A 23,074-nucleotide genomic window follows, 5' to 3' on the forward strand; every position below is an offset into this window, starting at 1 on the left:
CAACCGCGGATCAGTGATGCTCAGTCTTGACCACCGGGTCGGAACCCGCCACCAGCTTGTTGACGATCTCGGTGGAAGTCGAGCCGTAGGTGGAAAGGTCGACCCCACTCAGCTTGATGGTGACGTCCGCGGCCCCGCCGTTGTTGATCTGCCCGGTGGTGCTCACCTGCAGGGTCGAGGTCGTGGTGTCCACCTTCAGGTAGCTGAGGATGTCGTTGTGCGCGGTCTCCGGCAACAGGTCGCTGATGTCGATACGGTCGCTTTCACCGGCCTTGAAGTCGGTGATGGTGTCGTTGCCGATATCGCCGGCCTTCCAGATGAAGGTGTCGGCACCCGCGCCGCCAGTGAGGATGTCGTCGCCCTTGCCGCCGGTGAGCTGGTCGTCACCGGTGCCGCCGAAGAGGATGTCGTTGCCATTCTCGCCGAACAGGAAGTCGTTGCCGCCCTGGCCGTAGAGGATGTCATTGCCATCGCCGCCATACAGGTGGTCGTCGCCGCCACGGGTATCGCCCTCGACATTGAACAGCGCATGGTTGGCCTTGATGTAGTCGTACATCTCGTCGCTGGTGGCGGCGTGGCCGTTCTTCAGCTCCAGGAAGGCCGACAGTGCGCTGACACCCGAGCCCGCCGGCATGTCGGCCGGTTTGGCCGGGTTGCCATTGACGCCCCAGGGCAGGTTGTCGGTGTTGATGGTGTCACCGAAGATGATGTCGTCACCCGCGCCACCGTTGATGGTGTCATGGCCCGAGGGCGCCAGTTCGGTGGAGGTGGAGCCGCCATGCAGTGCGGCCGTGAGGTCGCTGGCCTGCTTGACGATGTCCACCTGGCCGACCGGGGCGTAGGTGTTGACGATCTGCTTGAGGTTGTCGAGGGTGATACTCGCGGTGCCGGAAGTGGTGTTGTCGGTCAGCACGAAGTCGATGCGATAGGTGCCTTCGCCCACGGCCTTGTCGGTGGTGTAGGTGGTGTTGCTCGACGAGGACGTCAGTGTGTGCGTTTCCACCTGTGTCCAGGCGCCGTCGACGTACTGCTTCAGCGTCCAGGTGAAGGTGTCGCCGCTGCGCATGCTCTCGGTGAAGTCGAAGCTGAAGCTCGAGGTGGTGTTCTTGGCGACGGTCAGGTCCGAGGTGATGGCCGTGCTCGAGCCCGCAGCACTGGTGTCGGTCATGCTCAGCTTGTTGCCCGAGATGCCGACCGCGCCGGTGGAGCTCTTGCTCAGGGTCCAGCCCGGCAGCGCGCTGTTGTTGTCGAAGGTGAACAGCGTTTTGGTGGCGGTGGTATAGACCGTGCCCATGCCGGTGACATTGGTATTGTCGAAGTATTTGAGCGTGCTCTCGTTGACATTGGTGCCGATGCCGATGGCACGTACTTCGCTGAGTGCCGACAGGCTGGCGAAGGCCTGGGTGGTGTTCTGCATCAGCGAGCCATTGCCGCTGGACTCGGTCGGGTCACCGTCGGTGAGGAACAGGGTGATGTTCTCGTAGCTGTTCTTCTGGTCGTTGAACCAGCTGACCGCCTGGCCGAATGCCTCCTGGTAGTCGGTGCCGCCGACGGCTTGCAGGCCCTGGTTCTGGGACTGGCCGATGGCGTTGACCAACTGGTCGATGTTGGCGTCGGACAGGTCGGTGATGCTGACTTTCAGGCTGGCGGTGCTCTGGAAGCCGATCAGGGAGATGTTGATGATCCCGTCATGGCCCTTGAGTTCGTTGGCCAGGCTGATCAGCGCATCCTTCACCAGCTTCATCCGCGAGTTGGCATAGGCCGCGCCGGACTGGCCGGCGAGGTTGTAGGCCATGCTGCCGGAGGTGTCGACCACCAGGGCGATGTTGTAGTTGGTGCCGCCCTGGGTGAGCGTCTTGATGCCGCCGACGTCGCCGAGGATCACGTCATCGCCCGAGCCACCGGTGAGGGTGTTGTCGCCGTTGGGGTTGGTGGACGGGATCTGCACCTGGCCGACGTGGATGTCGAAGCCGTAGGTCGGCGAAGTGTCGACGCCGCCGTTGGCCACGCCGCCGCTGTCCTGCACAGCGAAGCTGAAGTGCGCGTTGGAACCCGAAGCGTCCGGTACGAAGGTCAGCTTGCCGCCAGCCACATCGCTGGCGCTGATGGCCTGGCCGGCCTTCACGGCGGTGCCGTTGAGCAGCAGGGTGCCGGAGTCCGGCAGGGCCTTGATCAGGATGTTCTGCAGGCTGTGGTTCTGGCCGTTGGCGGAGTCGGCGGTGTCGCTGAAGGCGAAGTCCTTGGTTCCGAAGGTGTAGGTCTTGCCGGCGTAGACGCTGGCCGAACCGTCCGCCGACAGCGGTGCATCGTTCACCGGGGTGACGTTGAAGGTCAGGGTGCTGGACGAGCTGGAGAAGCCGTCGTGGCTGTCCTGCACCGAGAACTTCAGGGTCGCATAGGCATTGCCCGCGGCGTTGGCCACCGGGGTGTAGACCAGGCTGGCGAGCAGGCTCACGGCAATCACCTGGCCGGCGGTCACCGACTGGCCGTTGAGGGTCAGGCTGCCGGCGGTGGGCAGGTTGTCGATGCGGATTGCCTTGAGCGCGTCGCCGGCGTCCTTGTCGCTGAAGCCGAAGTCGCTGGCGCTGAAGCTGCGCTTGCCGTCCTCGTTCAGGGTCACGGTGCTGGCGGTGGCGGTGGGCAGGTCGTTGCTGCCGGTCACGGTGATGGTCACGGTGGCCGGCGCGCTGACCGCACCCTGGGCGTCCTTGGCGGTGTAGGTGAAGGTCACCTGGCGCGATTCGCCGACGTTCAGCGAGTCGAAGTCGGTGCCCGGATTGAACACGTAGCTGCCGTTGGCGTTGAAGGTGAGGGTGCCGTTGCCGGCGCCCACGCTCTGTACCAGGGAATAGCCGTTGGGGTTGACCGCGCTGTCGATGTCGGTAGCCGCCGGAACCTGGCCGTTGTACGTGTTGTTCTCGCCGGTGGTCTGCTGGTCGTTCTTGGCTTCCGGCGCATCGTTCACTGCGTTGATGCCCACGGTGACGGTGGCGGTGCTGGTGCCGCCGTGGCCGTCGCTGATGGTGTAGGTGAAGCTGCCGCTGCCGTTGACGTCCTTGGCCGGGGTGAAGACGACGTTGCCGCCCTCGAGCTTCACGCTGCCGTTGACCGCGTTCTGCACGCTGACGATGGTCAGGCTGTCGCCGTCCACGTCGCTGTCATTGCCCAGCAGGGTCTGCGGAGCGATGGTCAGCGCGGTGTCTTCGTTGGTCACCAACTCGCCCACGGTGTGGGTCAGCGAGGTGCCGCCGACGGTGGTGTAGGTGCCGTTCTGCGGGCGCATCTCCACCTGCAGCTGGGCCTGGCCGCCCTGATCCCAGTAGACGATCTCGATGCTGTGGCTACCGCTCTGGGCGATGGTGAACACCGCCGATTCACGGCCTGTCGGGCTCTGGATGTTGTCGTATTTGAAGACTTCCACGCCGTCGATCTTGATGCTGAAGCCATCGTCGGCGTTAACCCGCAGCTGGTAGCTGCCGGCGTTGAGGTTGATCGCGCCGGTCAGCTGGATGATCGCGTCCGAGGTGTTCGCCGGATCGGTGTTGAGGCTCTTCGCATCGTTGCCGAGGAACTTCTGCAGGTTGCCGTCACCGCCCAGGTCGCCGCCGCTGAGGTTGTAGTTCAGCGTGGTGGAGGTGAAGGTGGCGCTCGGGTTGTGCCCGGCCATGAAGCTGGTCACCTGGCTCAGGCTGATCAGGTTGGTGCCATCGGGGCCTTCGTTGTAGCCCCAGTAGTTGCCCTTGAGGCCGCTGAGGGTGAAGTTGTCGTTCACTGCCAGCGGGGCGTCGTTCTCCGGCGTCACGTTGAAGGTGATCTTGTTCGGCGTGGTGTCGTAGGTGTTGCTGCTGTCCTTCACCGAGAAGGTGAAGTTGGCGTAGTTGTTGCCGTTGGCGTTGGCGGCCGGGGTGAACACCAGCTTGCCGAGGTCGGCGGCGTCGATTACCTGGCCGGCAGTCACGGCGTTGCCATTGAACTTCAGCGTGCCGTTGGTGGGCAGGCTGTCGATGCGCACGCCACTCAGGGTGTCGCCGGCGTCCACGTCGCTGAAGCCGAAGTCGGCGGCGCTGAAGCTGCGGCTGCTGTCTTCGCTCAGGGTGATGGTGTTATCGGCGCCGTTGGGAGCGTCGTTGCTGCCGTTGACGGTGATGGTGATGGTCTTCGGATCGCTGAGCGCGCCGTCGTTGTCCTTCGCCTGGTAGGTGAAGGTGACGGTTTCGCTCTGGCCGGCGGCCAGGTGGTCGAAGGCGGTACCCGGCGTGAAGGTGTAGCTGCCGTTGGCGTTGAAGACCAGGCTGCCCTTGCCCTGGGCGACATCGGTGGCCAGCTGGTAGCCGACCACGGTGCCGTCGATATCGGTGGCGACCGGGACCTGGCCCTGAAGAACGGTGTTCTCCCCGGTCGACGCGGTTCCGTCGGCAGCAACCGGACGGTCGTTGGTGCCGGTGACGTCGATGGTGATGGTTTTCGGATCGCTCAGTGCGCCGTTGTTGTCCTTCGCCTGGTAGGTGAAGGTCACCAGTTCGTGAGCGCCAGCGGCCAGGTGGTCGAAGGCGGTGCCTGGATTGAAGGTGTAGCTGCCGTTGGCGTTGAACGTCAGGGTGCCTTTGCCGGCCGCCACGTTGGTGACGAGCTGGTAGCTGGCGATGGTGCCGTCGACGTCGGTCGCCACCGGAACCTGGCCCTGGAGTACGGCGTTTTCGCCGGTGGTCTGGGTGTCGGCGTAGGCAACCGGCGCATCGTTGGTGCCGTTGATGGTGACGGTCACGTTGGTGCTGGTGCCGTCGGCCGCTTTCACGATGAAGGTCTCGACGAGGTGTTCGCCGGCCTTCAGTTCGTTGAAGGCGGAGTTGGCGACGTAGGTCCAGGTGCCATCGATGGCGATGCTGAACTTGCCGTTGGTGCCGGCGGTGTCGGTCTGCGCCTGGAAGACCGCCGGGCTGTCGACATCGTTGACGATCAGCTTGCCGGCGATGGTGACCGGGGCGTTGGTTTCATCGGCGCTGCCGCTGTTCTGGCCGGTGATTACGGCCGCGTCGTTGGTGCCGGTGACGGTGATGGTGATGGTTTTCGGGTCGCTCAGGGCGCCGTTGTTGTCCTTCGCCTGGTAGGTGAAGGTGACGTCCTGGGTCTGGCCCGCCGCCAGGTAGTCGAAGGCGGTGCCGGGGTTGAAGGTGTAGCTGCCGTCGCTGTTGAAGGTCAGTGTGCCCTTGCCGCCGCCGATACCGGTGGCCAGCTGGTAGCTGGCGATGGTGCCGTCGACGTCAGTGGCAACCGGGACCTGACCCTGGTACACGGCGTTCTCGCCGGTGGTCTGGGTGTCGGCGTAGGCCACCGGCGCATCGTTGGTGCCGTTGATGGTGACGGTCACGTTGCTGCTGGTGCCGTCGGCCGCTTTCACGATGAAGGTCTCGACGAGGTGTTCGCCGGCCTTCAGTTCGTTGAAGGCGGAGTTGGCGACGTAGGTCCAGGTGCCATCGATGGCGATGCTGAACTTGCCGTTGGTGCCGGCGGTGTCGGTCTGCGCCTGGAAGCTGGCCGGGCCGTCGACATCGGTGACATTCAGCTTCCCGCCGATGGTGACCGGGGCGTTGGTTTCATCGGCGCTGCCGCTGTTTTGGCCGGTGATCACTGCCGCGTCGTTGCTGCCGGTGACGGTGATGGTGACGGTCTGCGGGTCGCTCAGCGCGCCATTGTTGTCCTTCGCCTGGTAGGTGAAGGTCACGGCTTCGCTCTGGCCGGCGGGCAGGTGATCGAAGGCGGCGCCCGGATCGAAGCTGTAGCTGCCGTCGGTGTTGAAGGTCAGGGTGCCTTTGCCAGCAGCCACGTTGGTGGTGAGCTGGTAGCTGGCAACGGTGCCGTCGAAATCGGTGGCGACCGGGACTTGCCCGTTGAACACGGCGTTTTCGTCGGTACTGACGGTGTCGGCAAACGCCACCGGCTTGTCGTTGGTGCCGACGATGTTCACGGTGACGGTGCTGCTGGTGCCGTCGAAGGCTTTCACGGTGAAGGTGTCGGTCAGGGTCTGGCCGTCCTTCAACTCGTTGTAGGCATCTTTGGCGGTGTAGACCCAGGCGCCGTCGCTGCCGAGGTTGAAGGTGCCGTACTTGCCGGTGCTGCTCTGTGCCTGGAAGCTTTCCGGGCTGTCGACGTCACTGATGCTCAGCTGGCCATTGGTGGTGACCGGGGCGTCGGTCTCGTACACGTTGGCCGTGGACAGGCCGCCGATGACGGCTGCGTCGTTGCTGCCGTTGACGGTGATGGTGATGGTCTGCGGATCGCTCAGCGCGCCATTGTTGTCCTTCGCCTGGTAGGTGAAGGTCACGGCTTCGCTCTGGCCGGCGGCCAGGTGATCGAAGGCAGCGCCCGGATTGAAGCTGTAGCTGCCGTCGCTGTTGAAGGTCAGGGTGCCTTTGCCGGCGGCCACGTTGGTGGTCAGCTGGTAGCCGGCAACGCTGCCGTCGACGTCGGTAGCGGTCGGAACCTGGCCGTTGAGAACGGTGTTCTCCTCGGTGGTCTTGCTGTCGGCATAGGCAACCGGCGCGTCGTTGGTGCCGATGAGGGTCACGGTGACGGAGGTGCTGGTGCCGTCGGCAGCCAGGACGGTGAAGGACTCGGTCTGATGCTCGCCGTCCTTCAGTTCGTTGAAGGCCTCGTTGGTGACGTAGCTCCAGGTGCCGTCAGCGGCGACGCTGAACTTGCCGAAGGTGCCGGCGGTGTCGGTCTGGACCTGGAAGCTGGCCGGGCCATCGACGTCGCTGATGTCCAGCTTGCCGTCGATGGTGACCGGGGCGTTGGTTTCATCGGCGCTGCCGCTGGTCTGACCGGTGATCACCGCTGCGTCGTTGCTGCCGATGACGGTGATGGTGATGGTCTTCGGATCGCTCAGCGCGCCATTGTTGTCCTTCGCCTGGTAGGTGAAGGTCACGGCTTCATTCTGGCCGGCGGCCAGGTGGTCGAAGGCGGTGCCCGGATTGAAGCTGTAGCTGCCGTCGCTGTTGAAAGTCAGGGTGCCTTTGCCAGCGGCCACGCTGGTGGTCAGCTGGTAGCCGGCAACGCTGCCGTCGACGTCGGTAGCGGTCGGAACCTGGCCGTTGAGAACGGTGTTCTCTTCGGTGGTCTTGCTGTCGGCGTAGGCGACTGGCGCGTCGTTGGTGCCGTTGACCGTGATGGTGATGGTCTGCGGATCGCTCAGCGCGCCGTTGTTGTCCTTGGCCTGGTAGGTGAAGGACACGGTTTCGCTCTGGCCGGCAGCCAGGTGATCGAAGGCGCTACCCGGGTTGAAGCTGTAGCTGCCGTTGGCATTGAAGGTCAGGGTGCCCTTGCCGGCGGCGACGTTGGTGGCGAGCTGGTAGCTGGCGATGGTGCCGTCGACATCGGTGGCGGTCGGAACCTGGCCGCTGTAGACGGAGTTCTCCCCGGTAGTTGCGGTGCCATCGAAGGCCACCGGTGCATCGTTGGTGCCGACGATGTTCACGGTCACGGTGGCGCTGGTGCCGTCGGCGGCCTTCACGGTGAAGGTGTCGGTCAGGGACTGGCCGACCTTCAGTTCGTTGTAGGCGTCCTTGGCGACGTAGGTCCAGTTGCCGTCGGTGCCGAGGTTGAAGGTGCCGTACTTGCCGGCCACGTTGTTCTGCGCCTGGAAGGTTTCCGGGCCGTCGACGTCGCTGACGTTGAGCTTGCCGCCGGTGCTGACCGGCGCGTCGGTCTCGTTGACGCTGCTGGACTTCACGCCGCTGATGACGGCGGCGTCATTGCTGCCGGTGACGGTGATGGTGATGGTCTTGGGTTCGCTCAGCGCGCCGTTGTTGTCCTTCGCCTGGTAGGTGAAGGTGACGACCTGGCTCTCGCCGGCGGCCAGGTGGTCGAAGTCGCTGCCCGGCTCGAAGTGGTAGGTGCCGCTGGAGTTGAAGTTCAGCGAGCCGTTGCCCTGGCCGACGTCGGTGACCAGCTGGTAGCTGGAGACCTTGCCGTCCGGATCGGTGGCGGCCGGTACCTTGCCGTTGACGCGGCCGTTCTCGTCGATGGTGACGTTGTCATCGTACGCGGTGGGCGCATCGTTGGTGCCGAGGATGTTCACGGTGACGCTGGAGCTGGTGCCGTCGGCGGCCTTCACGGTGAAGGTGTCGGTCAGCGACTCGCCCGGCTTCAGCTCGTTGTAGGCGTCCTTGGCCACGTAGGTCCAGGTGCCGTCGGTGCCCAGGTTGAAGGTGCCGTACTTGCCGGCGACGTTGGTCTGGGCCTGGAAGGTGTCCGGGCCGTCGACGTCGCTGACGTCCAGCTTGCCGGTGGTGGTGATCGGCGCGTCGGTCTCGTAGACGTTGACGATCTTCGCCCCGCTGATGATCGCGGCATCGTTGCTGCCGGTCACGGTCAGGGTCAGGACGTTCTCGTCGGTGGCGCCCTTGTCGTCGGTGACGATGAACTTGATTTGCAGCTCGAGGGTTTCACCAGCGCCGAGCTTCTGGTAGTCGGCGTGGTTGCCGTTGAAGCTCCAGGTGCCATTGGCGTTCAGGGTGAAGCCGCTGGGCGCCGCGTCCTTCAGGCTGAAGTACAGCGCGTGGCCGTCGTCGACATCAGTGGCGGTGAGCGTGCCGCCGCTGATCTTGTCTTCATTCACCGATGCGCTGGCGGCCTTGGCCTGCGGCGCATCGTTGGTGCCGATGACGGTGATGGTCAGGGTGCTGGTGCTCTTCGCACCGTACTGGTCGGTGACGCTGTAGTTGACGGTGAATTCCTGGGTCGCGCCCACGGCCAGGTGCTGGTATGCCGCGTTGCCGGCGTCGAAGCTCCACTTGCCGCTGCTGTCGCTGCTGAAGCCCGCCGGCAGGCTGCCGGTGGTGGCGAAGGTCAGCACGGCGTTGTGGTCGACATCGCTGCCGGCCAGCTGGCCACCGATCTTGCTGTCTTCGTAGACGGTTTCCTTCATCACCCCGGCGACCGGTGCGTCGTTGGTGCCGGTGATGGTGAGGGTCAGGGTGCTGGTGCCGGTGGCGCCGTGTTCGTCGGTGACGGTGTAGTTGATCGCCAGGGTCTGCGTCTCGCCCTGGGCGAGGTGGTCGTAGGCTGGGTCCTTGGCGTCGAACAGCCAGCTGCCGTCGGACTTCAGGGTGAAGCCGGCGGTGTTCTGCGCGGTGCTGAAGGTCAGCTGGGCGTCGTGGTCGACGTCGGTGGCCTGCAGCTTGCCGGTGATCTCGCTGACCGGCTTGAGCTGGTTGGCCAGGGTGGTGTTGTTGGCGCCGCTGGTGGTCAGGGTCCAGTTGCTGCCGGTGTGGGTGACCTGGCCGACCACATTGCCGACACTCACCTGCGAAGGCAGGTTGCTCAGCACGAGGGTCGAGTCGACGGATTTGTCGACGGCATCGGAAACGCCCAGGACGATGGTGTAGGTGCCCGGCTTGTCGAACACCTGCTGGAAGGTCTGCAGCCCCGAGCTGCCGCCGTCGCCGACCAGAGCCACGCTGGAAAGCAGCTGCACCTTCTGGCCGTTGACCTGCACGTAGGCGAAATCGTTGAAGGCCGATTCGTCGTTGGTGCTGAACTTCCAGTTGAAGCTGACCGCCTCGCCCGGCTGGGTGGTGGTGATGGTCAGGGTGACGGACGAGCCGTCAGTGGCGCCGGCCACGACGCCGGGGTCCTTGATGCCGCCTTCGACCGCGCTGGCGGTGGCCGGGTAGGCGACCGGCGCGTCGTTGGTGCCGACGATGTTCACGGTGACGCTGGAGGCGGTGCCATCGGCGGCTTTCACGGCGAAGGTGTCGACCAGGGTCTCACCGACTTTCAGCTCGTTGTAGGCGGAGCTCGCGGTGTAGGTCCACTGGCCGTCGGCGCCCAGGTTGAAGGTGCCGTACTTGCCGGCAACGTTGCTCTGCGCCTGGAAGGTTTCCGGGCTGTCCACGTCGCTGATGGCCAGTTGGCCGCTGGTGCTGATCGGTGCGTTGGTCTCGTAGACGCTGACCGAGGTCTGGCCGCTGATGACCGCGGCGTCGTTGCTGCCGGTGACGGTGATGGTGATGGTCTGCGGATCGCTCAGCGCGCCGTTGTCGTCCTTCGCCTGGTAGGTGAAGGTGACGTCCTGGCTTTCGCCGGCGGCCAGGTGGTCGAAGTCGGTGCCCGGCTCGAAGGTGTAGCTGCCGTCGGCGTTGAAGGTCAGGCTGCCATGGCCCTGGCCGACGTCGGTGGCCAGTTCGTAGCCGACGACGCTGCCGTCGATATCGGTCGCCAGCGGAACCTGGCTGGTGAAAGCCGCATTCTCGCCAGTGGTCTTGCTGTCGCCGAATGCCACCGGCGCATCGTTGGTGCCGACGATGTTCACGGTGACCGTGGCGCTGGTGCCATCGGTCGCCTTGACGGTGAAGCTGTCGGTCAGTTTTTCGTCCTGCTTGAGCTCGTTGTAGGCATCGTTGGCGGTGTAGGTCCAGGTGCCATCGGTGCCCAGGCTGAAGGTACCGTACTTGCCGGCGACGTTGCTCTGCGCCTGGAAGCTGGCCGGGCCGTCGACATCGCTGACGGTCAGCAAGCCGCCGGTGGTGACCGGCGCGTTGGTCTCGTTGACATTCACGCTGGCCACGCCGCCGATCACTGCCGGGTCGTTGCTGCCGGTGACGGTGATGGTCAGGGTCTGGGTGTCGGTGGCGCCGTGTTCGTCGGTGACGATGTACTTGACCTGGACGTCCTTGGTCTCGCCTTCGGCGAGGGACTGGTAGGCCGGGTTCTTGCCGTCGAAGCTCCAACTGCCGTCGGTCTTCAGGGTGAAGCCGGCCGGCGGGTTGCCGGAAACGCTGAAGCTCAGCTTGGCGCCATCGTCCACGTCGGTGGCGGTGAGCTGGCCTTTGCTGACGGCGTCTTCCTTGGCGGCTGCAGTAGCAGCGTCAGCCTTGGGCGCGTCGTTGGTGCCGGTGACGGTGATCACCAGCACGCTCTGGGTGCTGGCGCCGTGTTCGTCGGTGACGGTGTAACCCACGCTGATGAGCTGGGTCGCGCCGGCCTTCAGGTGCTGATAGGCGGCATCGCTCGCATCGAAGCTCCACTTGCCGTCGCTGTTCAGGGTCAGGCCCGCCGGAGCGGCCTTGTTCAGGCTGTAGGTGAGCTGCGCGCCGTTGTCGACGTCGATGGCCTTCAGCTCGCCGCTGATCTGCGCATCTTCCTTGACGCCATTGAGCAGCGAGGGCAGGGCGATCGGCGTGTCGTTGGTGCCGGTGACGGTCAGCGTCAGGGTGTTGGTGCTGGTGGCGCCGTGTTCGTCGGTGACGGTGTAGTCGATCGACAGCACCTTGGTCTCGCCGGCGGCGAGGCTCTGGTAGGCCGGGTCGAGGCCGCTGAAGGCCCAGGTGCCGTCCTTGAACAGGGTGAAGCCGGCCGGTGCCTTGTCATTCAGGCTGAAGCTGAGCTTGGCGCCGTCGTCGACGTCGCTGGCGGTCAGTTTGCCGAAGCTGAACTTGTCTTCGCCGACCTTGGCGGACGCCGCGTTGGCGACCGGCGCATCGTTGGTGCCGGTGATGGTGATGGTCAGGCTGCTGGAGCTGGTGGCGCCGTGCTCGTCGGTGACGGTGAACGGGATGCTGAGGGTCTGCGTGGCGCCGGCCTTCAGGTGCTGGTACTCGCTGCCGCTGGCATCGAAGGTCCACTTGCCGTCGGCGTCGATGCTGAAGCCGGCCGGGGCGGCTTTGTCCAGGGCGTAGCTGAGTTGGGCGCCGTTGTCGGCGTCGGTGGCGGCGAGCTGGCCGCTGATCTGCGCGTCTTCCTTCACCGCGCCGGTGGTGGCGCTGGCGACCGGCGCGTCATTGCTGCCGGTGACGGTGATGGTGATGGTCTGCGGATCGCTCAGGGCGCCGTTGTCGTCCTTCGCCTGGTAGGTGAAGGCGATGTCGCGGGATTCGCCTTCGGCCAGGCCGTCGAAGTCCTTGCCGGGGTTGAAGCTGTAGCTGCCGTCGGCATTGAAGGTCAGGGTGCCGTTGTTGGCTCCCACGCCGGTGACCAGCTGGTAGCCGGTGATGCTGCCGTCCACGTCGGAAGCTGTCGGAACCTGGCCGTTGAAGACGGTGTTCTCTTCGGTGGTGGCGCTGTCGGCATAAGCGATCGGCGCGTCGTTGGTGCCGGTGACGGTGATGGTGACGGTCTGCGGATCGCTCAGCGCGCCGTTGTTGTCCTTCGCCTGGTAGGTGAAGGTCACGGTCTCCTCGGCGCCGGCGGCCAGGTGGTCGAACGCGGTGCCCGGGTTGAAGCTGTAGCTGCCGTTGGCATTGAAGGTCAGCGAGCCCTTGCCCTGGGCGACGTCGGTGGTCAGCTGGTAGCTGACGACGGTGCCGTCCACGTCGGAGGCTGCCGGAACCTGCCCGTTGAGAACGGCGTTCTCTTCGGTGGTGGCGGTGCCGGCAATGGCGACTGGCGCATCGTTGGTGCCGATGAGGGTCACAGTGACGGTGGTGCTGGTGCCATCGGCGGCCAGGACGTTGAAGGATTCGGTCTGGTGCTCGCCGTCCTTCAGCTCGTTGAAGGCCTCGTTGGTGACGTAGGTCCAGCTGCCGTCAGCGGCAACGCTGAATTTGCCGTAGTCGCCGGCAGTGCCGGTCTGGACCTGGAAGCTGGCGGGGCTGTCGACGTCGCTGATGTTCAGCTTGCCGTCGATGGTGACCGGGGCGTTGGTTTCATCGGCGCTGCCGCTGGTCTGGCCGGTAATGACCGCTGCGTCGTTGGTGCCGGTGACGGTGATGGTGACGGTCTGCGGGTCGCTCAGGGCGCCATTGTTGTCCTTCGCCTGGTAGGTGAAGGTCACGGCTTCGTTCTGGCCGGCGGCCAGGTGGTCGAAGGCGGTGCCCGGATCGAAGCGGTAGCTGCCGTCGGCGTTGAAGGTCAGGGTGCCTTTGCCAGCGGCCACGCTGGTGGCCAGCTGGTAGCCGGCAACGGTGCCGTCGACGTCGGTGGCGGTCGGGACCTGGCCGTTGAGAACGCTGTTCTCCTCGGTGGTCTGGCTGTCGGCGGAGGCGACCGGGGCATCGTTGGTGCCGTTGATGGTCACGGTGACGATGGTGCTGGTGCCGTCGGCGGCGAGGACAGTGAAGCTGTCGGTCAGGTGCTCGCCGACCTTCAGTTCATTGAAGGCGGAACTGGCCACGTAGGACCAGCTGCCGTCAGCGGCAACGCTGAATTTTCCGTAGTCGCCGGCAGTGCCGGTCTGGACCTGGAAGCTGGCGGAGCTGTCGACGTCGCTGATGTTCAGCTTGCCGTCGATGGTGACCGGGGCGTTGGTTTCATCGGCGCTGCCGCTGGTCTGGCCGGTAATGACCGCTGCGTCGTTGGTGCCGGTGACGGTGATGGTGACGGTCTGCGGATCGCTCAGTGCGCCGTTGTTGTCCTTCGCCTGGTAGGTGAAGGTCACGTCGCGGGTCTCGCCCTGGGCCAGGCTGTCGAAGTCCTTGCCGGGGTTGAAGCTGTAGCTGCCGTCCGGATTGAAGGTCAGGCTGCCGTTGCCCTGGCCGACGTCAGTGGTCAGCTGGTAGCCGGCAACGCTGCCGTCGACGTCGGTGGCGGCCGGGACCTGGCCGTTGAGGACGGTGTTCTCCTCGGTGGTGGCCACACCCGGCAGGGCGACCGGCGCGTCGTTGGTGCCGGTGACGGTGATGGTGATGGTCTGTGGGTCGCTCAGCGCGCCGTTGTCGTCCTTCGCCTGGTAGGTGAAGGTCACGTCACGGGTCTCGCCCTGGGCCAGGCTGTCAAAGTCCTTGCCGGGGTTGAAGCTGTAGCTGCCGTCGGGGTTGAAGGTCAGGTTGCCATTGCCGGTGCCGACACCGGTGGTCAGCTGGTAGCCGGCGACGCTGCCATCCACGTCGGAGGCGGCCGGGACCTGGCCGTTGAGCAGGCTGTTTTCTTCGGTGGTGGCCACGCCCGGCAGGGCGACCGGCGCGTCATTGGTGCCGGTCAGGGTCACGGTAAGGGTGGCGGTGCTGGTCGCACCGTGCTCATCGGTGACGGTGTAGGGCACCTGCACGACCTGGGTCTCGCCCTCGGCCAGGTGCTGGTAGGCAGGGTCCTTGCCATCGAAGGTCCAGCTGCCGTCCGGCTTCAGGGTGAAGCCCGCCGGCGGATTGCCGTTGGTGGTGAAGGTGAGGGTGCTACCGGTGTCGCGGTCGGTGGCCACCAGTTGGCCGCCGATCACGCTGTCTTCGTTGCCGCTGGCCTGGCCATCCTGGGCGACCGGGGTGTCGTTGGCGCCCTGGACGTTGATGGTGATGATGCGGGTATCGGTGGCACCGGACGGATCGGTGACGGTGACGGTGAAGTTCTCGCTCGGGTTCTGACCCAGCGGCAGGGCGTTCACTGCATTGGCGTCAACCACGTAGGTGTAGCTGCCGTCGGCGTTGACGGTCAGCTCGCCATAGGCGCCCTTGGCGCTGCCGCTCCAAGTCAGGTTGGTGTCGTCGACGTCGGTGGCGGTCAGTTGACCCTTGATGTCGGCGAAGCTGTCGTTGGCGGCGGTGTCAGTGATGGCGCTGGTATAGGTGCCCGTGGCCACCGGAGCGTCGTTCACCGGGGTGATGCCGACGTTCACCACCAGCGTGCTGGACGCACCACGGCTGTCGGTGACGATCACGGTGAAGCTGTCGGCGCCGTTGTAGTCGCCATTGGGGTTGTACTGCCAGGTGCCATTGGGGTTGAGCACCAGCAGGCCGTTGGCCGGAGCCTGGCCGACGCTGTAGGAGATCAGGTCGCCATTCGGATCGCGGGCGGAGAAGGCGCCGGTGAGCAGAGTGTCTTCGGCGGTGGTCAGGTTCAGCACACCGTTGCCGCCGTCTTCGAATTGCGGCGCGAGGTTGGCCGGCAGTTCGTTCTGGCGCTCGTCACCGGTAGCGCCGCCGTTGTCCAGGCCGGAGGTGGTGTAGCCGATGTTCGGATCGACGCGACCGGCGGTGGCATCCAGCACCACGAAGCTGTGGCCGCCGCCAACGCCACCATTGCCGCCAGCGGCCGATGGCGCGGCAGTCGGGCCCGCTGCGGTGGGCGCCAGCGCCTGGGTCGGGTCGAGGCCGGCGGCGATGGCTTTCTGCAGGTCTTCGGTGCTCGGTGCGTTGGTCGGCTGCGCGGCAGCGTGGTGCGCCTCGGGCTGCGGCAGGTCAGCGCTGCTCCATTGGCTGTCGCGGCCCAGGTCGACCAGCTTGCCCTTGCCGACGTCGAGCGTCACCGCGCCGGAAGCGCCGGTGAGCAGCTGCTCGCCCTGGTAGATGCGGTCCCCTTCGACCAGGACGCGCTGGGCGCCTTCGGGGGATACCGCAATCACTTGGCCGATGATGCTTTTTACGACGGCGACGACGCTGCTCATGCACTTCTCCTGGTGAGGCTTGCCTGGTTGCCGACCGGCCGCAGGTGAGGTCGGCTCAGGAGGCATTCCTTTGTCTTTAAGAGCAAAAAGTTTGGCGTCAATCAATTGGCTTATAGCGTATCGAAATTACGTATATGCCAATGTATTGACCATTCGACTGCCATCCTAAACAATTGGCAAATCGATGTCACTTTGATATCGGTGTGCCGCCCAAAAAAATTTAGCGTGAAATTCATCACGCTTTTTGATGCTTTCCTTGCAGCCATTCGCCGGCCTTTTGACGCTCCTTGGCGACAATCGAATCGCTGCGGCTATCTCACTGATAAGGATGTTTTCCTCATGCGCATGCGATTCGCTCAAGCCGTGCCCTTCGCCCTGGCTTTCGTCATTCCCGTTGCCCTGCCGGTGCAGGCCGACACCCTCAACCAGGCCATGCAGAAGGCCATGGAGTACCACCCGGAGATCCAGGCCGGGGTGAACTCGCGTCTCGCTGCGGACAAGCAACTGCGCGCCGCCAAGGGCGGCTACCTGCCGTCCGTCGACCTGACCGCCGGTTACGGCCGTGAAGGCTCCGACAACACCACCACCCGTGGCCAAGGCGACCACTGGGACACGCTGAACCGTGGCGAATCCAACCTCGCCCTGCGCCAGATGGTGTTCGACGGCTTCGCCACGTCCAGCGAAGTCGGCCGCCAGCAAGCCAACGTCAACTCCCGCGCCTACGCGCTGCTGGGTACCTCCGAGCGCACTGCGCTGGACGTCGCCCAGGTCTACACCGACGTGCTGCGTCGCCAGGAAATGGTTCGCCTGGCCGAGGACAACCTGAAGAATCACCAGCGCGTCTACGACCAGATCAGCCTGCGCAGCTCCCGTGGCGTCGGCCGCCTTGCCGACCAGGACCAGGCCGAAGCCCGCCTGGCCCAGGCGCAGAACAACCTGATGACCGAGAAGACCAACCTGGCCGACGCCCGCACCAACTACTACAGCGTGGTGGGCAGCGACCCGGTGGAACTGAGCGAGCCGACCGGTCTTGTCGGCCAGTTGCCGGAAGACCTGCAGGCCGCCCGTCGCCAGCTGGTGGAGAACAGCCCGATCCTGCGCTCCGCCGAATCCGACGTCGCCGCCGCCGAGAAGCAGTACGACGCCGCGAAATCGACCTTCTATCCGAGATTCGATGCAGAACTTTCCCGAGGTGCCGATAACAACCTCGACGGAGAAGAAGGCCACAACAACGAATGGCAGGCCATGCTGCGCATGCGCTACAACCTGTTCGCCGGTGGCAGCAACAAGGCCGAGCTGGAAGCCAAGTCCTATGAGGCGAACCAGGCCCTGGATATCCGCAACAACGCCCTGCGCCAGTTGAACGAGGAACTCGGATTGTCCTGGAACGCCCTGAACAACGCCCGTGACCAGCTGCCGATCGCCCGCCAGTACGTGGACTACAGCACCCGTGTGCGCGAGGCCTACCAGAAGCAGTTCACCATCGGCGAGCGCACCCTGCTCGATCTGCTGGACAGCGAGAACGAACTGTTCAACGCTTCGCGCCGCCTGGTCGACCTGAAGTACACCGAGCTGTTCACCCAGTACCGCATCAAGGCCACCCTGGGCGAACTGCTCAAGAGCCAGGGTGTGGTCGCGCCGATGGCCGCGGTGGCGTCCGAAGACATCAAGCCGAAAGTCCAGCTGCCCGGCCTCAACTAACCTGCCCGAGAGAGCATCCGCGTGGATCAAGAAGTCAGCGAAGTACCCCTAAGCCACGATCCGCGCGGTCTGCTGGATGACCCGCTGCTGGACAGCCTGCTGACGCTCTGTCAGCTGCACCAGAAGCCGGCCAGCCGCGCCATGCTCACCAGCGGCCTGCCGCTGCCCGGCCAACGCCTGTCCGCCGAGCTGCTGCCCCGTGCGGCGGCTCGCGCCGGCCTGCAGGGTCGCCTGCTGCAGCGTAAGCTGGAGCAGATTCCCGCGCTGGCCATGCCGGCCATGCTGCTGCTGCGCGAAGGGCGCTGCGCGGTGCTGCTGGGTTGGGAAAACAACGGCGATGCGCGCCTGCTGCTGTCCGAGAGCGACGGCGGTGAAGTACGCGTCACCCGCGAGCTGCTCAGCGAGGACTACGCCGGCCAGGCCTTCTTCGCCCAGCCGCAGCACAAGTTCGACCTGCAGCACGGCGAGCTGATCCCGCGCGCCAAGAGCTGGTTCCGCGACACCCTCAAGCGCTCGCGCTGGCTGTACGTCGACGCCGTGGCCGCGAGCCTGCTGATCAACCTGATCGCCCTGGCCGCGCCGCTGTTCGTCATGAACGTCTACGACCGCGTGGTGCCCAACCAGGCCGCCGCCACCCTCTGGGTGCTGGCCATCGGCATCAGCGGCGCCTACCTGTTCGACCTGCTGCTCAAGACCATGCGCGGCCTGTGCCTGGACCTGGCCGGCAAGAAGACCGACCTGATCATCTCGGCGACGCTGTTCGAGCGCATCGTCGGCATGAGCATGAAGTACCGCCCGGCGCGGGTCGGTTCGTTCGCCCAGAACATCCACGAATTCCAGACGCTGCGCGACTTCCTCAACTCGCTCACGCTCACCACCCTGATCGACATGCCGTTCACCCTGCTGATCCTGCTGGTGATCGGCATCATCGGTGGGCCGCTGGTGTTCGTCCCGCTGATCGCCTTCCCGCTGGCCGCAGGTCTTGGCTGGCTGCTGCAGAAGCCGCTGGTGGAGACCATGAACCGCACCATGGCGCTGGCCGCCGAACGCCAGTCGAGCCTGATCGAGACCCTCGCCAGCCTCGACGCGGTGAAGGTCAACAACGCCGAAAGCGAGCGGCAGTACCTCTGGGAGCAGACCATCGGCACCCTCAGCCGCCTGGAGCTGCGGGTCAAGCTGCTGTCGACCCTGGCGATGAACATCACCGTGCTGATCCAGGCGCTGGCCGGGGTCATCATGATCATCGGCGGCGTCTACCTGATCATCGCCGGCGACCTGTCCATGGGTGGCCTGATCGCTTGCTACATGCTCAACGGCCGCGCCCTCGGCCCGCTGACCCAGCTCTCCGGGCTGATCCAGCGCTACCAGCAGGCACGCCTGTCGATGGCGACTACCAACCAGATGATGGAGCTGCCGCAGGAGCGCAACGCCGACGAACGTCCGCTGACCCGCTCGCAACTGCGCGGCGGCATCGAGATGCGCGGCCTCGACTTCGCCTACCCGAACCAGCAAGTGGCGGCGCTGCACGGCATCAACCTGCAGATCCGCGCCGGCGAGAAGATCGGCATCATCGGCCGCAGCGGCTCGGGCAAGAGTTCCCTGGCCAAGCTGATCGTCGGCCTGCACCAGCCCGAGAACGGCAACCTGCTGGTGGACGGCGCCGACGTGCGCCAGCTGGACATCAGCGAGCTGCGCCACAACATCGGCTACGTGCCTCAGGACATCAGCCTGTTCAGTGGCACCCTGCGCGACAACCTGGTCAGCGGCGCGCGCTACATCGATGACGAGCGTGTGCTGGAAGTGGCCGAGCTGACCGGCGTCAACGAGTTCGTCCGCCTGCACCCGCAGGGCTACGAACTGCAGGTCGGCGAGCGCGGCCACAATCTTTCCGGCGGCCAGCGGCAGAACGTCGCCCTGGCACGCGCACTGCTGCTCGACCCGCCGATCCTGCTGCTGGACGAACCCACCAGCGCCATGGACAACGCCGGCGAAGAACGCCTGAAACAGCGCCTGCAAGCGATCATGGGCGAGAAGACACTGCTGCTGGTCACCCACCGTGCCTCCATGCTCAGCCTGGTGGACCGCCTGGTGATCATCGACAAGGGCCGCATCATCGCCGACGGTCCGAAGGACGTGGTCATGGATGCACTGAAGAAGGGGCAGATCAGTGTCGCTTAATCCTCTGGGCAGTATCTGCCACTCTGTCCGTGGCTATTTCAAGGGCGGCGACAACCTCTCCGGCCAGCCGCTTCCTGAGGTCAGCAAGGCGCTGATCGAGGACGCGCCGCGGGTGGTGCGCCTGACCATCTGGATTCTCATCGGCTTCGTGGCCTTCCTGCTGCTCTGGGCGCATTTCGCGCAGATCGACGAAGTCACCCGTGGCGAGGGCAAGGCGATTCCCTCGTCCAAGGTACAGAAGATCCAGAACCTGGAAGGCGGCATCGTCTCGCAGATCTTCGTCCACGAAGGGCAGGTGGTGCAGGCCGGCGAGCAGCTGATGCGCCTGGACCCGACGCGCTTCCAGTCCAACGTCGGCGAGACCGAGGCCGACCGCCTGGCGATGTTCCTGCGCGTGGAGCGCCTGTCCGCCGAGGTCGAGGACCGCGCTCTGAACATCCCCGACGACGTGCGAGCCAAGGCTCCGGGCCAGGCCAGCAGCGAAGAAGCGCTGTTCCACAGCCGCCAGCAGCAGCTCAAGGATGAAACCGACGGCCTGCAGCAGCAACTGGTGCAGAAGCAGCAGGAGCTGCGCGAGTTCATCTCCAAGCAGGCGCAGTACCGTAACAGCCTGAACCTGCTGCGCCAGGAGATATCCATGTCCGAGCCGCTGGTGGCCCAGGGCGCGATGTCCCAGGTGGAACTGCTGCGCCTGAAGCGCGGTGAAGTGGAGAACCGTGGCCAGCTCGACGCCACCACCCTGGCGATCCCGCGTGCCGAAGCGGCAGTGAAGGAAGTGGAGCGCAAGGTCGCCGAGACCCAGTCGCGCTTCCGCAGCGACGCGCTGAAAGAACTCAACGAAGCCCGTACCGAACTGAGCAAGGCCACGGCCACCGGCAAGGCGCTGGAAGACCGCGTCAGCCGCACCCTGGTTACTTCGCCGGTGCGCGGCATCGTCAAGCAGCTGCTGGTGAACACTATCGGCGGCGTGATCCAGCCGGGCAGCGACCTGATCGAGATCGTCCCGCTGGACGACACCCTGCTGGTGGAAGCGCGCATCCGTCCGCAGGACATCGCCTTCCTGCGTCCCGGCCAGCACGCCATGGTCAAGTTCACCGCCTATGACTACACCATCTACGGCGGCCTGCAGGCGGACCTGGAGCAGATCGGCGCCGACACCGTCACCGACGATGACGGCAACAGCTTCTACCTGATCAAGCTGCGCACCCGCAAAAGCCACCTGGGCACGGACGACAAGCCGCTGCTGATCATCCCCGGCATGATCGCCACCGTGGATATCATGACAGGCAAGAAGAGCATCCTCAGCTACCTGCTCAAGCCCATCCTGCGGGCCAAGGCGGAAGCGCTGCGCGAGCGTTGATTGCCGCGCGGGACCCAATGAAACGGGCCACCCCTGGGTGGCCCGTTTCGTTTGTGCAGGTCGGCTGCGACGATCAATAAGCCACGGTAAACCGCTGCTGGTGATGGTTGGCCTGCTCGGCCTCGTCGATCATCGCCACCGCCAGGTCCGGCAGGGAGATGCGGCTCTCGCCATTGCTGTCGAACAGTACCTGGTCGCCGCCAATGCGGAAGCTGCCGGTGCGGGTCTCGCCGTCGAGCAGCATCGCCGGGCTGAGGAAGGCCCAGTCCAGCGCCTTCTCCGCGCGCAGCTGATCCAGCGCGTCGGCGGCGCCCAGCGCGCCCTGCTTCCACTGCTCGGGGAATTCCGGGCTATCCACCAGACGCTGGCCGGGGGCGATCTCCAGGCTGCCGGCGCCGCCGAGCACCAGCAGGCGTTTCACGCCGGAAGCCTTCACACCGTCGAGGATGGCGCGGCTGCCGCTGGCGTGGGCCTTGCGGATATCCGGGTTGCCCCAGCCGGCGTTGAACGCGCTGACCACGACGTCCTGGCCAGCCACGGCACGGGCGACCTGGGCCGGGTCGTAGACGTCGGCCAGGACCACCTTGAGGTTGTCCCGCGCCGGCAGTTTCGCCGGGTCGCGCACCAATGCGGTGACCTGGTGGCCTCGGCGCAGGGCCTCTTCGAGGAAGTAATGGCCGACGTGGCCGGTGGCGCCGATCAGGGCAATGTTCATGGAATCACCTTTTCGTGGGAGGGAGTGCCGCGCCTGGCTGTGCAGGGCTGGCAGGTGATTCATCTTCGGCCGGAGACCGCCGGCGATAAAGGCGGGTTGAAGCCATGCACTCATAAGCCTGGCTTCACAATCAGTCCTTGCTGTCGTCGCTCATCAGGCTCAGCCCCCGCGCCACTGCCAGCGCGATGAACAGCGCGCCCATGATCGCTTCGCTGCCCGCCAGCAAGCGCGCCAGCGGGTTCACCGGGACGATGTCGCCGTAGCCGATGGTGGTCAGGGTGATCATGCTGAAGTAGATGAAGGCATCCAGATGCAGGGCTCCGTTGTTGGTCTGGAAGCTGCCTGGCCTGAGGTCCTCGATCAGGTTGTAGGCCAGGGCGAAAGACAGGGCGAAGTTCAGGTACAGGGCGCAGAGTCCGTAGAGCAGCTCGCGGGTGACGGGGCGTTCCTGGGTGACGCGGCGGAACAGTGCGACGACCAGCAACTGAATGAAGATCAATTGCGGAATACCTCGCTGCAGTGCGGGATGCACATGCCACGCGGCGGGGGCGAACAGCATGAACAGGCTGAGCACGCCCATCACGCTGATGAAGCTGAAAAGCAGGCTATGGCTGCGGACGGTGTTCAGGCCAGCCAGCACCATCAGCAACAGGCTGCACAATTCCAGCAGCGGGTTGGGCGATGGGAAAGCCAGGACGATCAGCAGCAGAAGGATGCTGTTGAGCAGAAGACGAAAACGATAGCGCAGCAGGAATGAGTTCAAGGCCGATGGCCCTCTGTCCTTCAGGGGAGGCCAGTCTCGGCCGGGACGCACGAACGCACCATGCTTGTACTCAGGAATCGAACAGCTTCTGCACGACGGAAAAATCCTGTTCTCCATGACCCTGTTTTACCAGCAGCCGGTACATCGCCAGTGCCACGCTGCCCATGGGCGTGCTGTTGCCGCTGACCTGCGCGGTCTCCTGTGCCAGGCCCAGGTCCTTGGTCATCAGCGCCGCCATGAAGCCGCCGGTATAGCCGCGCGAGGCGGGGGCGTTCTCCATCACGCCGGGCCACGGGTTGTACACCTCCAGCGCCCAGTTGCCGCCGGAGCTGCGCCGCATGATCTCCGACAGCACTACCGGGTCCAGTCCATTGGCGGCGCCCAGGGCGAGGGATTCGGCGGTGCCGATCATCAGCACGGCGAGCAGCTGGTTGTTGCATACCTTGGCCACTTGCCCGGCACCGTCGCCGCCGGCGTGGAAGATATTGCGGCCCATGGCGGAAAATACCGGGCGCGCGCGTTCGAGCACCTCGGCATCACCGCCGACCATGAAGGTCAGGGTACCGGCGATGGCGCCGCCGGTGCCGCCGGAGACGGGCGCGTCGAGCAGGGGGATATGCCTTTCGGCCGCCGCTTGATGCACCTTGCGCGCCGAGGCCGGGGCGATGGTGGAACACTCCAGCACCAGGGTGCCGGGGGCGATGTGCGCGAGCAGGCCTTCGTTGCCGAGGTAGAGCCCCTCGACGTGCTGGCTGGCTGGCAGCATGGTGACCACCACGTCGGCGCCGTCCACTGCGTCGTGGGCGCTGCGTGCGGCACTGGCGCCCTGGGCGATCAGGCCGTCGATGGCGCTCTGCACCAGATCGAACACGCGCAGCAGGTAGCCGGCCTTGATCAGGTTGGCGGCCATGGGGGCGCCCATGTGGCCGAGGCCGATGAAGGCGATGGTTTGCATGCTGGTTTCCTCCTGTTCAAAGACGACAGGCACTCCAGCGCAAGAAATCATCCTGTAGGACGGGCGGGGGCGCCTAGCCCGTGCCCGCG

The 23,074-nt window shown here is 65.3% G+C and carries 7 protein-coding genes; 3 read left to right on the top strand and 4 right to left on the bottom strand.

Annotated elements, in window-relative coordinates:
• Positions 1–10: 10 nt before the first annotated feature.
• Complete coding sequence (locus tag IB275_RS06470) at positions 11–15,313, bottom strand: retention module-containing protein (RefSeq protein ID WP_192289779.1); 15,303 nt, start codon at positions 15,311–15,313, stop codon at positions 11–13.
• Positions 15,314–15,652: 339 nt separating this feature from the next.
• Between IB275_RS06470 and IB275_RS06475 the strand changes: the two genes are divergently transcribed.
• From IB275_RS06475 to IB275_RS06485, 3 genes are read left to right on the top strand one after another with little or no spacing between them, the layout of a single operon-like run.
• The gene (locus IB275_RS06475) at positions 15,653–17,014 is read left to right on the top strand and encodes a TolC family outer membrane protein (RefSeq protein WP_192289777.1); all 1,362 of its coding nucleotides are present in this window, start codon (positions 15,653–15,655) and stop codon (positions 17,012–17,014) included.
• Positions 17,015–17,035: 21 nt separating this feature from the next.
• The gene (locus tag IB275_RS06480; RefSeq protein WP_081517609.1) at positions 17,036–19,192 is read left to right on the top strand and encodes a type I secretion system permease/ATPase; all 2,157 of its coding nucleotides are present in this window, start codon (positions 17,036–17,038) and stop codon (positions 19,190–19,192) included.
• Positions 19,182–20,552 carry an HlyD family type I secretion periplasmic adaptor subunit gene (locus tag IB275_RS06485; RefSeq protein ID WP_192289775.1) on the top strand — a complete coding sequence of 457 codons (1,371 nt, stop codon included), beginning with the start codon at positions 19,182–19,184 and terminating at the stop codon, positions 20,550–20,552. The genes IB275_RS06480 and IB275_RS06485 overlap by 11 nt, the downstream gene beginning before the upstream one ends.
• Positions 20,553–20,625: 73 nt before the next feature.
• Here the strand turns inward: IB275_RS06485 and IB275_RS06490 are convergent, their stop codons facing one another.
• The 3 genes from IB275_RS06490 to mmsB all read right to left on the bottom strand — a co-directional run bounded on the left by IB275_RS06490 (position 20,626) and on the right by mmsB (position 22,985).
• Positions 20,626–21,267 (bottom strand): NAD(P)-dependent oxidoreductase, encoded by a 642-nt coding sequence (locus tag IB275_RS06490; RefSeq protein WP_192289773.1) that lies wholly within the window; start codon positions 21,265–21,267, stop codon positions 20,626–20,628.
• A gap of 130 nt (positions 21,268–21,397) precedes the next feature.
• Positions 21,398–22,030, bottom strand: coding sequence for a potassium channel family protein (locus IB275_RS06495; RefSeq protein ID WP_192289771.1), 633 nt, complete (start codon positions 22,028–22,030; stop codon positions 21,398–21,400).
• Positions 22,031–22,100: 70 nt separating this feature from the next.
• On the bottom strand, positions 22,101–22,985 hold the full coding sequence (mmsB, locus tag IB275_RS06500; RefSeq protein WP_192289769.1) for a 3-hydroxyisobutyrate dehydrogenase: 885 nt from the start codon (positions 22,983–22,985) through the stop codon (positions 22,101–22,103).
• Between the last annotated feature and the right edge of the window lie 89 nt (positions 22,986–23,074).

The organism is Pseudomonas sp. PDM21, from assembly GCF_014852505.2.
Lineage (GTDB): Bacteria > Pseudomonadota > Gammaproteobacteria > Pseudomonadales > Pseudomonadaceae > Pseudomonas.

Bases quoted from the DNA above. Each gene is read 5' to 3' on its own strand.
- IB275_RS06470 (WP_192289779.1), bottom strand. From the start codon at position 15,313: ATGAGCAGCGTCGTCGCCGTCGTAAAAAGCATCATCGGCCAAGTGATT.
- IB275_RS06475 (WP_192289777.1), top strand. From the start codon at position 15,653: ATGCGCATGCGATTCGCTCAAGCCGTGCCCTTCGCCCTGGCTTTCGTC.
- IB275_RS06490 (WP_192289773.1), bottom strand. From the start codon at position 21,267: ATGAACATTGCCCTGATCGGCGCCACCGGCCACGTCGGCCATTACTTC.
- mmsB (WP_192289769.1), bottom strand. From the start codon at position 22,985: ATGCAAACCATCGCCTTCATCGGCCTCGGCCACATGGGCGCCCCCATG.